General features: G+C 61.7%; 8 protein-coding genes. 5 read left to right on the forward strand and 3 right to left on the reverse strand.

Features of this window, described 5'->3' with window-relative positions; translation table 11 throughout:
* Positions 1–4: 4 nt before the first annotated feature.
* The 5 genes from QRM95_RS03750 to trxA all read left to right on the forward strand — a co-directional run bounded on the left by QRM95_RS03750 (position 5) and on the right by trxA (position 6013).
* Positions 5–505 (forward strand): NUDIX hydrolase, encoded by a 501-nt coding sequence (locus tag QRM95_RS03750; RefSeq protein ID WP_018762826.1) that lies wholly within the window; start codon positions 5–7, stop codon positions 503–505.
* Between the two features lie 60 nt (positions 506–565).
* Positions 566–2698: a murein biosynthesis integral membrane protein MurJ gene (gene murJ, locus QRM95_RS03755; RefSeq protein WP_285246516.1), complete on the forward strand. Its 2133-nt coding sequence runs from the start codon at positions 566–568 to the stop codon at positions 2696–2698.
* Positions 2699–2862: 164 nt separating this feature from the next.
* Complete coding sequence (locus tag QRM95_RS03760) at positions 2863–4482, forward strand: ABC transporter substrate-binding protein (protein ID WP_285246517.1); 1620 nt, start codon at positions 2863–2865, stop codon at positions 4480–4482.
* Between the two features lie 211 nt (positions 4483–4693).
* Positions 4694–5650 (forward strand): thioredoxin-disulfide reductase, encoded by a 957-nt coding sequence (gene trxB, locus QRM95_RS03765; protein WP_285246518.1) that lies wholly within the window; start codon positions 4694–4696, stop codon positions 5648–5650.
* A 36-nt stretch (positions 5651–5686) separates the two neighbouring features.
* Complete coding sequence (trxA, locus tag QRM95_RS03770; protein ID WP_018762822.1) at positions 5687–6013, forward strand: thioredoxin; 327 nt, start codon at positions 5687–5689, stop codon at positions 6011–6013.
* Positions 6014–10613: 4600 nt separating this feature from the next.
* Here the strand turns inward: trxA and QRM95_RS03775 are convergent.
* The 3 genes from QRM95_RS03775 to rsmG all read right to left on the reverse strand — a co-directional run bounded on the left by QRM95_RS03775 (position 10614) and on the right by rsmG (position 13780).
* Entirely contained in the window at positions 10614–11894 is a 1281-nt protein-coding gene (locus QRM95_RS03775) for a ParB/RepB/Spo0J family partition protein (protein ID WP_285246519.1), read from the reverse strand.
* A 66-nt stretch (positions 11895–11960) separates the two neighbouring features.
* On the reverse strand, positions 11961–13040 hold the full coding sequence (locus QRM95_RS03780; protein WP_285246520.1) for a ParA family protein: 1080 nt from the start codon (positions 13038–13040) through the stop codon (positions 11961–11963).
* 89 nt (positions 13041–13129) lie between these two features.
* Complete coding sequence (gene rsmG, locus QRM95_RS03785; protein WP_285246521.1) at positions 13130–13780, reverse strand: 16S rRNA (guanine(527)-N(7))-methyltransferase RsmG; 651 nt, start codon at positions 13778–13780, stop codon at positions 13130–13132.
* Positions 13781–13783: the final 3 nt, after the last annotated feature.

Genomic DNA, 13783 nt, shown 5'->3' on the forward strand with positions numbered 1-13783 from the left:
ACCATTGCCATCGGCAATCGGGGCGCACGTTGCCCCTGCCCAGCAATCGGCACCGGCCTCGCTGCCAACGGTTGAGGAAGTCTCGGCCGGCGGCGTTGTGGTGGACACGTCCGACGCCGAATTGAGGGTTGCGATCATCGCCCGCCTTAATCGCGGCGGACGGTTGGAATGGTGCCTCCCCAAGGGGCATCCGGAGGGCAAGGAAAACAACGAGCAGGCTGCCGTCCGCGAAATTGCCGAGGAAACCGGCATCGAGGGAGACATCCTGGCGCCGTTGGGCAGCATCGACTACTGGTTCACGGTCAGCGGCCACCGGGTCCATAAAACCGTGCACCACTACCTCCTGCGGGCCACCGGCGGCGAGCTCACCATCGAGAACGATCCCGACCAGGAAGCCGTGGATGTGGCCTGGGTGCCCATCCAGGAGTTGGCCCGCAAGCTGTCCTTCCCGAACGAGCGCCGCATCGCGGACCTTGCCCGCGAGGTCCTGCCCGGACACCTCTAAGCCCGGACCCCGCCGTCGTCATTGCGGTGTTACGGGCCGGTGGGTGAGACGATGAACTCGATGTCAGCTACCAACTTTCCTTCCGACCGGTCCGGCCGGCCCGATGATGCCGCACCCGGCGATGCTACCGCCGAGGCGGCAGCACCGGAGACCGCGCAGCCCGCGGCCGCGGGTCCCAGCGAGTCCCGTTCCAGCGCCATCATGGCCGCAGGGACGCTCGTTTCCCGTTTCCTGGGATTCGGCAAGACCTGGATGCTGGGCACCGCCCTGGGCTTGGGCTCGACGGTCAACGACACGTTCATCAACGCCAACAACCTGCCCAACCTGATCTTCCTCCTGGTGGCCGGCGGTGTCTTCAACGCCGTGCTCGTACCGCAGATCATCAAGGCAAGCAAGGCACCGGACAGGGGAGCGGACTACATCAGCCGGCTGCTGACGCTTGCTGTCCTGCTCCTGTTCGGCCTGACGGCGCTGGTAACACTGGCCGCGCCGGGGGTCATCGAGCTGACAACACAGGGGTACTCGCCGCAACAGAAGGCTCTCGCGGTCACGTTCGCGTTCTGGTGCCTGCCGCAGATCTTCTTCTACGGCCTGTACGCCCTGCTCACCCAGGTCCTGAACGCCAACGGCGCGTTTGGCCCAGCCATGTGGGCACCCATCCTGAACAACCTGGTTGCCATCGCCGGCCTGGGAATGTTCATCTGGATCTTCGGGACCAACGAGTTCAGCGGCCACACAATCGACAACTGGGGATCCACGCAGACGCTGCTGGTGGCCGGGTTCTCCACCATCGGCGTGCTATCCCAAACAGCCATCCTGCTGGTACCGGTCTTCCGTCTGAAGCTCGGGCTCCGGCCCCGGTTCGGCTGGCGGGGCGTGGGGCTGGGGCACGCTGCACGGCTGAGCGTATGGACCCTCCTGACGGCCGCCGTCGGGCAGCTGGCCTTCCTCTACGTCATGCGCATCGCCACCATCCCCGGCGCTGAACGCATCCGGTTGCAGGAGGCGGGGGACCCGTCCGCCTCCACCCTCCCCGGCAATGCCGTCCTGGAGGTGGCCAGCCAGCTGTACCTGCTGCCGCACTCGATCATTGCCCTATCGCTGGCCACCGTCCTGTTCAACCGGATGACGCGCGCGTCGCAGGACGGCAACCGTGCGGAGCTTCGTGACGCGCTCTCGCACGGGCTGCGGACCATGGCCGTAGCCACAGTGTTCGGCGCCCTGGCGCTGTTTGCCCTGGCAGGTCCGCTGGGCATGTTCTTCTCCGGCGGCTCGCGCCAGGACGGCGTCATGCTGGCCCAGACGCTCACCATCCTTGCCCTCAGCACCCCCTTCATGAGTGCCAACTTCATGATGTCCCGGGTGTTCTATGCCAACGAGGACGCCCGGACGCCGTTCTACGTGCAGCTGCTGCTCGCCGTTGTCTATGTAGCCGGCGCGTTCGCCATCCAGTTCCTGCCAGTGGGCCAGATCATCTACGCCATCGCCGTCCTTTATATGGTGGGCAACATCCTCTCGGTGGTGATCAGCGCGGTCTTCCTGCGGCGCATGCTGGGCAGCCTGGACGGTCCGCGGATCGCCAACTCGTACATCCGCATGGGGTATGCGGCCCTTGGTTCGGCGTTCGCCGGTTCGGCCGCGCTCTGGCTGATGGGCAGCTACAACCCTGATGGTTTCGCCTGGAGCGGCCGCCTGCAGGCCCTGCTTACGGTCGCCGTGGCAGGGCCGGTCATGCTCGCCGTCTACTTCGTCCTCCTCCGGCTGTTCCGGGTCACCGAACTGGGCGATATGCTCCGGCCGCTGCTGGGCCGGCTGGGCCGCGGGGACCAAGCCCCCGCTGCCGAAACCGGGGACGCGCCGTCGTCCGCTCCCGCCACAGATTCCTCCGGGCACCGTCCTGAACGGGCCACCACCTCCGTGGACACCGGCCTCATCCCACGGATTTCCGGCGAGTTCGATGCCGTCTCCTTCCGGGCGGGCCCGGATCCGGAGCGCGGGGTGCGCCGCCAGGACGTGCACGACGACGGCAGGCGGCAGGAGCCGGCGGCAGAGTACCTGCCCGGTGAGGAGCAGCCCGCCACGGCGCGTGGGGGCCTGCTCAGCGAACAGATTCCCCTTCCGGGCCGCCGGACGTACCAGGGGAAGGCCGGCGAGAACCCTTACTTCAAGAACCGCCGCCCACGGAAAAAGTGATGCCGTTGCGGTCTGGCGCCGGTCTTCTCCACGGCCGTCCGGGGCTGATCGGCTAGGATCGAACAGGTACAGGGGTAGTTGCATTCAGGGTTCGGCCGTGCGCGGCGCCTGAACGGCGGTTGCGTCATTGAGGCCGGCAATCCCGGACAGTCTAGGAGGAACACGTGTCCAACCCGATCGATGTCGGATCAGTACTGGGTGGCCGTTACAAGGTCACAGCCACGGTATTGGCCTCCCACGACCACGATCTGGTGCTGGACGGCGTGGACCAGGTCCTCAACCGGCCGGTCAGCATCCTGGTGGCGGGCCCGGAAAACACCGAGCAGGTTGCCCAGAGCGCCCGCGAAGTGGCCACCGGCGAACGTCCCGGCACGGTACAGGTTCTGGACCTCGGCGTTACCGAAGACACCACCTACCTCATCACCAACCACACCTCCGCCGCAGACCTCCTGGACCTTGTGGTGGCATCCAACCCGCCCTACGTCGAACCGTTCTTCACGGACACGCTGGGCAGTGAGATCTTCGGCCAGGCCCGTTCCCACGAACCCGAGCCCTACGACGAGGAAGACAACGTCGACGCCGGGTACATCAACTACGCCGACTCGCACCCGAGCCAGGTTGATCCTTATCCTTCCGCGCCGGCCGCACCGCCCAGGCCCCCGGTCCGGCCTGCAGGCCAGGCTCCCGCGGTACCTCCGGCTTCAGGCCGCACTGGTGCCGCAAGTGCAGCAGCCGCCGGTGCGGCAGGTGCTGCAGCAGCAGCCGGTGCCGCCGCGGCGGCTCGACGACCCGCCAATGTGGATCCCGATGCCACTGCCGCCCAGCCCGTACAGCCTGCAGCCGAGCACGGCGGCTTCAAGCCGGCAAACACTGAGGATACGGACACCGGTCCAACCGACACCACCCAGGCACACCCCCAGCAGTCCGCTTCGGACGCCAAGCCGAAGGTTTCCCTGTGGTCTGATGACGACTACGCCCAATCGGCCGACGAGGACTATCACCAGGACAGCGACGCCCCCCAAGAGCCCCGCAGCGGCAGCGGCAGGTCCGCCCTGTTTGCCCGTGCGGCGGCCCCGGCGGCTGCCGGTACCGCATTTGCCGATCAGGACGACGACGACCGTGATGAGTCCGACAACCAGCCACGTTCCATGCGCTGGTTGGTTGGCGGCCTCCTGGCCGTTGTGCTGATTGCAGGCCTGATCTTCGCCGTCACCAACCTTGGCAGCCTCTTCACCCCAGGGCAGCCCCAGGCCAAGTCGACTCCGCCCGCCAGCACCAGCGCACCCCAGGCGTCCGCGCCGGCCACCCAGGCGGCCCCGTCAGCGCCGCCGGCGGTGCCGCCCGCTATTGAAAGTGTGACCCGGCAGGGGAACTTCGACTTTGCTGCGACATTCGATGGCGACCTGGTCAAGGCTTACGACGGCAACAACGCCAGCTACTGGTCCGATATGGAATTCGCCACGGAGAACTGGGGCGGCCTGGCCCCGCAGGGCGTTCCGCTGGTGGTAAAGCTGAAGAGCAAGGCCACGGTTTCTTCCGTCACACTCTCCCAGCTCGGCGGATCCGGCGGCAACATCACCGTTTACACCAACGACCAGCCATCCCTGGATGGAGCCAAGTCCGTTGGCACCAGCAGTTTCACGTCCACGGACCTGAACATGCCCCTTTCCGAGCCGGTCCAGGCGCAATACGTGATTGTTTCCATCAATTCGCTTCCCAAGCTGGCGGCCCCGAAGACCCGGTACGGTTACGGTCTCCGCCTGGCGGAAATCAAGGTCCAGTAGGCCGCCTCGACGCCGCGGCTGTTACAGCCGCGACAGGCGCCCCGTGCGGGGAATGTACTCTGGAAAGAGCGCCCTGCGAAGGCTAGTCCTGTACCTTTTGCGGTGGTTCACCTTGTCCGGGCGCTGGAATATTCAGCACGCGGGCACGGTTGTGCCATGTGGCCGGCCTCCAAGGGGAGGCGAGTCGAACAAGGAAGAGGTTCACGTTCCAGTGACCATCGCAGAAAACACGGCGTCCGACGTACGTGATGTCATCATCGTGGGCTCGGGCCCGGCAGGTTACACGGCAGCCGTGTACACCGCACGGGCAAACCTCAAGCCCCTGCTGCTCGCAGGTTCAGTGACTGCAGGCGGCGAGTTGATGAACACCACGGACGTGGAAAACTACCCCGGCTTCCCTGAAGGAATCATGGGGCCGGACCTGATGGAAAACTTTGAGAAGCAAGCCGCCAGGTTTGGAACTGAAATCCAGTTTGAGGATGTGACCGGGCTCGACCTCAGCGGACCGGTGAAGACAGTCACCATCGGCACGGGGGAGACCTTCAGGGCGAAGGCTGTCATCCTTTCCACCGGATCGGCGTACAGGGAACTCGGGCTCCCCAATGAAAAGCGCCTGTCCGGCCATGGAGTCAGCTGGTGCGCAACCTGCGATGGTTTCTTTTTCAAGGACCAGGACATTGCCGTCATTGGCGGCGGCGACTCCGCAATGGAGGAAGCCCTCTTCCTCACAAAGTTTGCGAAATCTGTAACGGTTGTACACCGCCGTGATTCGCTCAAGGCTTCCAAGATCATGGCGGACCGTGCACTCGCCCACGAGAAGATTTCCTTTGCGTGGAACAGCACCGTGGACGATGTCCTCGGGGAGGACAAAGTCACCGGACTGCGGTTGAAGAATCTGCTGGACGGATCCGTGTCTGAGCTTGCCGTTACGGGTGTCTTTGTAGCCATCGGCAACGATCCCCGGACCGATCTCGTTAAAGACGTCCTGGCGTTGACGCCCGAGGGCACCATCGCCGTGGAGGGCCGGAGTTCCAGGACAAGCGTCCCGGGTGTGTTCGCGGCCGGCGACGTTGTTGACCCGACCTACCGCCAGGCAATTACTGCTTCCGGTTCCGGATGTGTTGCGGCTATTGACGTCGAACACTATCTGGCCGATCTGCCCGCCTAATCCGCGCCACTGTTATCCGAAGAGAAAGACAAGGTTATGAGCAACGCAAAAGATGTAACTGACGCAAGTTTCGGCACTGACGTTCTGTCCTCCGAAAAGCCCGTCATCGTCGACTTCTGGGCTGAGTGGTGCGGTCCCTGCCGTAAGCTTGGCCCGATCCTCGACGAGATCTCGGTCGAGTACAGCGAGAAGGTCGACGTCGTCAAGGTAAACGTGGATGACAACCCGGCAATTGCTGCCGAATACGGCATCACCTCAATCCCCGCCGTCTATCTGTTCCAGGGCGGCGAAGTGAAGAGCACGGTTATCGGTGCAAAGCCGAAGCAGTTCTTTGAGAAGGAATTCTCTGACGTTCTCTCCTGAGTTGCAGGCCTAATGGGTCTGACCTGAAGTTATTTGAAAGTGGCTCCCGTCGCCTGGCGGGGGCCACTTTTCTATGTGTTCCCTGCTGTTCTTCGGTAGCAATTTCATAAGTTCAAGATTTCAGCGCTGCATGGATAACAGCTGCCGGTACCGGACAGGTGCGTTTCACGTGAAACACTCTTCGCCCATTTTCCATCTCGCTCGGCCAACCACAGGGTTCAATACCAATTAGTGCGGCCACACTCCTTGGCTATACCGGTGAGACTTAGACCCTAGGTGCGGCATGGTGTCTACCCCGAATCTGATATTTTCGGCTAGCTGCATACCTCGCCGGCGCCCTACTTCGTAGCGTCGGACTTTGACTCCAGTTGTCCACTGCCCACGATCTGCCGTCGAAATATGCCGGTGCGCATCCTGGTAGGCACCGAACAACGTACCGGGAAGCGCACCGATGTCCGGCGAGGCGTAAGCATGTTTCACGTGAAACACTGCTGACGATGTCACGCTGGGAGCAGACAATGTACGCTCAAGCGGTCTGGCGTCCACCTGTGATCACCCAGCTAACTGGGAAGCCTCTCTTGGGATGATTTCAACCGGCCAAACAGCTTACCCTTCTGGGCCAATCCCGGTCACAGACAGTGTGGTGTACCGGTGGCAGTGAGCTAATCCAGCGGCTCACGATAAGCGAGCGGGACCAGGAAGCCGACTTCCGCCTTCTGAGCGTCTGCGATCTAATGTCTACCAGTCGAGCAGAGGACCATCACTCCCATTAGCGATCAACGACTCTTACACGAACCCACAGAACGAGAGTCCACTCCGTTTCACGAGGAATGGTCTGAATGCATCACACCTCTACGCAAGCCCTCTGAAGAGGAAAATGTCCAACCAAGCCCATGGCCATCGTCCCTGCATAGATGCCCCGGGGTAATCCACGCAGATGTCACGCGCCCAGGAGAGGGGAGTTCTGAAGATGTCAGCCCTCCCGGTCCAGCGTGCCTGCCTACACAGCCGTGTGAAGGCGCACACCAGATCCGGTATTTGATGTCGTCCATAACGTGCCCTGAGTCAGTAGAGTCAACCATCCACACTGCCCCTGATGCGCAGGCTGACCGGGACCCCGAACGAGGCTTCGCACCATCAGCCCAGTGCCAGGGGACTGGCTCTGCGGCCTGCCCGATGTAACGCGCCTAGGAACGCACTGCCACTCCAGCTATCTGGATCGGCATCGGGCGTAGGAGATCCTCTGGTTCGTCGTGATTGGTCCCCATTTCACGCCGCATACTCCTACACGACCTTTCATGCTGCGCCTTCAGAACTCCCGTGAAGCCGTCGACGCCCGCCCGAAGTGGAGGTTCGGTTCGATGTTTCACGTGAAACAAGAACCCGCACAGATGACCGCTAGAAATTGGTAGGGGACAGCAAGGATCAGTACGCCACTGCACGCTGACGACTCGTGTGCGAGCTGGAAGATCCAGGACCTATCGGTGGTGAACACCAAGAATATCTGCAACAGGTAAGCGAGGGGGGGCACCGCTCCTGGGAGGCCTGGCAGGTCCCCGTGAATCGGGGAGCGTAAAGGTATGCGCCGCCAAATGGGTCCCGGACCGTGCAATGGAAACTCGGACATGTCATGGGCCTCGAACTGGCTTCGGATTCGCGATCCTACGCATCAGACCGAACGCTCCAGCACCTCCGCCGAGAGCTTCTAGCCTGACCGCGATCCCATACTTGGTCTGCCGACCGTGCGCATACTCACATGTTATCCACAGCAGCCACGTCAAGTTATGCACAGCAATATCCACAGGCATGCCAAGCGTCTACCGAGGGTCACGGTGGATTCTCCAGAACCAATTCGACATCTACGGCGATCAGGCCAACGCCGGGACAGCGACTGGGCGGGAGTGAGGGCGGACAGTCTGGACGCAGGTCAACTCTTCAGACGCTGAAAATCGCGTCTATTCAACTAAAAATTGTCTACTTGTCTCAATTGGAAAGTACCTCAGGATGTTTCACGTGAAACACCGTGAGTAAGGATAGTCTTGTAGGGCGCTCCGTCGTCCAGTGAGTAACTACCCTGCGCTCCAAGAGGCAGGCGAGATGAGCCCGGCCTGTGGGGCGGGGAGTCAACTTATTCACAAAGTTATCCACAGGAATATCCACCGCAGTCCGATGCCTGCGTCCGGCTATTGGGTCCCTTCTGGGATCGGTCATTCCGGACAGCATGCGCCTACAGCCAGCTCGAGCTGGAACCGTACTGCCGAGCTCGGCGGGCGTTCCCGGTGCAACACCGCTGCTCCAGACGCTGGTGGCTGCCCATTTCGCGTGCCGTCCAACAGCAGCTTGGACCCCCACGGACCCCAGGTACACGCCGTACAAATCGAACCGTGACCACGTCAACTGCGCCAGAATCCGTGTTTGGCGCGAGCAGGCCCACCACCTTCTTGGATACCATGCAGAACCCGCCGGTCTGAATTTCCGACCAAGATGCCCATTGGCTGCCAACGACCAGTTGTGGCCCTCTCTGGTGTCAGCAGATGAGGTTCGTCCGCATGTCCATTTACCCTCGGGTCATAGCAATGGAGGGTCATTCAACCAGTCATCGAAATTTCCCCGCGGGATCGGGGCGTCACATATTCCGTATTCCGTATTCCGCGCAAGCATCCCGTCACCGAAAGGGCGGCTCATCGTTGGGAGAGGAGGTGGTCCCTGGGCAGCCCGGCAAGAGCCAGGATGGTACTTTAGGCAGGTCCGATCATCGCCCACGCGATGCCAGGCTTAGGCTACGCATGTCTGACCTCGAGCGAACTCAATATCAGAGGCCAACGGTAAGTGCCGCTCTTCGACACTGCGGGCCATGCGCCGCCGAATCTCTGCGTCTGATATCCGCGGTGCACCATGCTCAGTAGGCTGCGATGGCGAAGATGGGGGAGCGGCTACTGCTCCTCAAGAGTAAGCGGGGAACCCATGGGGGGACCGAGTGCTCGGGGGAGTCCCCTCACAAGTCTACGAGAAGTAGGGAACAGCTCAGGTAGACCCGTCCCGCCAAATGAACTGGAAGACGGACGAGGCATCACCACCCACCTCGCCGCCAACGTCTGCTGAGCCTCAATCAGGCACACCCGCAGAGCCGCGTTGTGATGGACGCTCATCGTTTTCTGTCTCGCACTAACCTGCATTTGCGTCGCAAGTGAAATAGACATGGACCAAGCCCTGTTTCACGTGAAACAGGGCTTGCTCTGCTAGAAGCACCGGTCCGCGGTGAGTTGTTTCACGTGAAACAGCGACTGCAATGAGCGCGGCCAGCAACACAGGGCACACCATCTCTCCGCACCCAACAGTGGTCCCACTCAGGCACACCCCAATAATCCGTCAATCGTTCAGAAAAGCACCTTCGAGCAGTATTTGATCTCCGATATCTAGAGGCGGGCCGCACCACCAGTTCACGAATCTCGTCCATGTTGCAAGCGTAGATATTGCCAGAGAGCTGACTAAAGGTAGGAATCAGAGACCTGCGACCTGCTGGTTCAAAGCCCAAGACAGGAAAACACTGATACATCGAGCATGGCCCGCCTAGGCCAAGACCGGTTTGCCAACCACCGATTGAGGTGGGGACAACGTCCGACTGCCAGCTGGTGACACCTCCAATGCTGCTTATACGATGACGTTGTTCGTACAAGCAGCGCACGGGAACCGCAGAAATGGCGCGGTGCCTGGTTTCGGATATGACCTTTTTGTCGAATATGAAAAACCACAAGCGCAGACGGCAGTGTCGAAGATTTGTACTCGAAAATGATCAACAGCTGACGTTATTCATCGCAGTGGATTTCGGGCCGCACAGGGCAAAATGCTCCCGCGTACCCGGGGAATTTTCATCCTGGGCCGGAAGCACTTTTGGGGCCAATAATCGGAAACACTCCAAGATAACTTGCACCCAAAGTAGTGCGACGAAACTCCAAAAAGCGCTAATCGCCGATCCCGTTTCACGTGAAACAACGGACCGGACCGCGTCGCCAATAGAGGCCTGGCCCGTTTCAACTCGCCTCCGGCTAAACATTCCTACGCTCCAGCGTCCGCAAGGCACCTGCACAATCTCCAAGAAGACCGCCCGGAGGCAGCAGAAGAGCCGCTGACGGGCTGCGGCCAGCGTCAAGCGCTTCCTATGGTGGCCCGGCGCGTCGAGGCCACAGGGACCGCCTTCGCGGGCGTACCAAAGAGCGCAGGTGTACTAAAGCGATGGTTTGACTATTTGCGAGGAAATGATCCCTTACAAGCCACGAAAGCCGGTAAAGTGCCACACCTACGCCCTCAGCGCGCACGGAAGGCGTGCAGCCCGACAAAATACCCGCGCTGCACGTCGAAAAACGTGCCTAAACCACATCAAACTGGAGGACTAGACAATTCTTCGCAGCGGGAGGAAATATGCAGGTAGACGAATACGCACCAAGACACCTCCCAACCGAACCCATCCTCTACCGCTTCAGAAAATTCGCTTCCAGGGACCCAGTACTGCGGGCCAGCCGATGAACGTAAAGTCCCGGAAATGAAAAGAGGCCCGATTCGCAGTGAATCGGGCCCCTTTAGAATTCAGTAACTGGAAGCGCTAGTTGGTTGCTCCCGGCGCGAGCACATCCATAATTCGGTTGAGGTCCTCAACGCTGGCGAACTCAATGCTGACCTTACCCTTTCGAACACCAAGGGAAATCTTCACATTGGTGTCCAAGCGGTCCGAAAGCGATGACGCCAAGTAGTCCAGCCGCTCATGCCTCGCCCCGGGACGGGGGATGTTGTTCTTCGCAGGTTTAGCGGGATCCTGGTAGAGCGTGACTGCTTCTTCGGTGGCGCGCACGGACATGCCCTCGGCCACGATCTTCTGGGCGAGCCGTTCCATGGCAGCTGCATCCGGCAGCGAGAGAAGGGCGCGGGCGTGGCCGGCCGACAGGACACCGGCGGCTACGCGGCGCTGCACGAGCGGAGGAAGCTTCAACAAGCGGAGCGTGTTCGACACCTGCGGACGGGAACGGCCAATCCGGTCAGCGAGCTGCTCGTGGGTGGTACCGAAGTCCTCAAGCAGCTGCTGGTATGCCGCCGCCTCTTCCAACGGATTCAGCTGGCTGCGGTGCAGGTTCTCCAGGAGGGCATCGCGAAGCAGGTCATCATCGGTGGTGTCGCGGATGATGGCGGGGATGGTTTCAAGCCCCGCGGCCTGGACAGCCCGCCAACGGCGCTCACCCATGACCAGTTCATAGGGTTCGCTACCAGATTCGGTTGAAGTACGGACAACAATTGGCTGGAGGACGCCGATTTCGCGAACGGAGTGAACAAGTTCGGCCATGTCGTCTTCGTCGAAGACATTTCGGGGCTGCTTACGGTTGGGGTGGATGTCGCCCACCGGCAATTCGGCGAATCGGGCGCCGGGCACCTCAACCAGCTCAACACCGGAGTCCGGGACTACTGATTCTTGTACGGTATCAGCTGTCGCGGCAACAACCGGCTGGGTTGCCTCAGCTGATGCCGCTGCGGGGGCGGGCTCATCCGCAGCCTTCGAGCGCGAGGCCGGCGCCTTCCTGGCGGGGACCTTCTTGTCAGCTGCCCCGTTGGCAGCCGCTGTCGCAGTAGCGGGCTTGTCGCTGGCTGCCGCCTTTGCGGAGGTTGTCTTCGCTGCAGAACTCCGGGCCGAGGGAGCCTGGCCTTCTTTTTCTTGAGCCCTGGCTGCAGCCGGCGGTGCAGGTTGCTCTACGGGCTCGGTCTTCTTCCTGCCTTCCGGAAAGAACAAGTCCACTGGCCGCGATACCGCTGCGCCGTTGGCAGAACCATTGGCTGCGGCGGAACTTGGAATCAGCGCGCCAAGACCGCGGCCTAAGCCCCGTCGCTTATCGCTCATGGGTAAATCCCTCCAGTGGTGAAGCCAGGATGACCCGGGCCTCCATGCGTTGCGGTATTGAAGATTCTAGCGTTCCGCTATTTCAGCGGCGGCTTCCAGGTAGGACAGGGCACCACTCGAGGACGGGTCGTAGGTCATGACCGTCTGCTGGTAGCTGGGAGCTTCAGAGATCCGCACCGAGCGGGGAACAACAGCGGAGAGCACCTGTTCAGGGAAATGCTGGCGTACTTCGGCAGCAACCTGGGCGGCGAGGTTGGTCCGGCCGTCATACATGGTGAGCAGGATCGTTGAAACAACGAGGTCCGCGTTGAGATGCTTCTGGATCATCTCGATGTTCTTGAGGAGCTGGCTGAGGCCTTCCAGGGCGTAGTACTCGCATTGGATAGGAATCAACACTTCACTGGCCGCGCAGAAGGCGTTGACCGTCAGGAGGCCAAGGCTGGGCGGGCAATCGATAAAAACGTAGTCGAGGCGCTCTTCGCCGTTCTTTTCGCGGGTCTTGGCGTAAACGTCGATAGCGCGCCGCAGCCGCTGTTCCCGGGCAACCAGGGAGACGAGCTCGATCTCGGCACCGGCCAGATGGATTGTGGCCGGAGCGCAGATCAGCTTCCCGATATCCGGGCACGGGGCAACAACATCCGCCAGCGGGATGTCGTTGATCAGGACATCGTAGATGCTGTCCACATCGGCGTGGTGTTCAATGCCGAGGGCGGTGGAGGCGTTTCCTTGGGGATCGATATCGATGACCAGGACGTTGAGCCCGGCGGCCGCAAGGGCTGCGGCAATGTTCACGGTCGTCGTGGTCTTGCCCACGCCGCCCTTCTGGTTGGAGACGGTGAAGATCCGGGTCTGCTCCGGACGCGGGAGCTGGCGCCCCATCAGGCGTTCCCGGCGCTTGGTCTCGTGTGCGAGCTCGCGGGCGATAGGACTCGAATCGTCAATGGCATCGATCACGTTCGACCTACCGGAAGAGGTTGTTTCACGTGAAACTGCGCTTCCAACGGCACTGGTGGCCGGCCGTGGATGGGTTCCGCCCCGGGCCGGGGCCATTCCCAAACCGGCCAACCCGGACCCAGCGACGGAACGTGCCGACCCCAGGGACACAAACGGCGGGATCCGTTGTGCGGAGGCTTCACTACTCGTCACTGGGGCACACTCACTCTCGTTCAGCCAATTTTGCTGCCGTTGTCTAGCCTAACTGCTCCACCCGTCTGACCACCGTCAGTGGGCCCACTTTAGGACTTCTTTTGGGACTTGTTCACTACGATGCGCACCACAGTGGTGGGCTCCTCAAGGAGGTTGTCACCCACGGTGACCACCGATGTCTGCACACCGCCAAGCTTGCGGATGACCTTGGCGGCCTTTTCGATCTCTTCCCCGGCGCTGCGGCCCTTGATGGCCACCACTTCACCGTGTCCGGCGAGGAGTGGAATGGTCAGGCCTGCGAGGTTCGTCAGGGCTGAGACGGCACGGGCCGTCACGACGTCGGCGTCCACCTGGCCCACAGCCAGCTCGGCCCGGGTACGCATGACGGTGACGTTGTCCAGGCCGAGGTCGTCCACCACTTCCTGGAGCCAGATGACCCTTCGTTCGAGGGGTTCGATGAGCGTCAGTTCGAGGTCGGGGCGGGCAATGGCAAGGCACAGGCCCGGCAGGCCGGCCCCGCTTCCGACGTCGGCAACGTGGCTTCCCTGGGGGATCTCACTTTCGATGACCGCGCAATTGAGTACGTGGCGGCTCCACAGACGGGGAACCTCGCGGGGCCCGATCAGCCCGCGCTCGGTCCCGGACGTGGCCAGGTGCTCAACATAGCGTTTGGCCAGGTCCAGGCGGTCCCCGAAAATCTTCTCAGCAGCCCGAAGCTCTGCTGCCGTGATATCAACCATGGT

The organism is Pseudarthrobacter sp. efr-133-R2A-89 (assembly GCF_030209315.1).
In the GTDB taxonomy this organism is placed as follows: domain Bacteria; phylum Actinomycetota; class Actinomycetes; order Actinomycetales; family Micrococcaceae; genus Arthrobacter.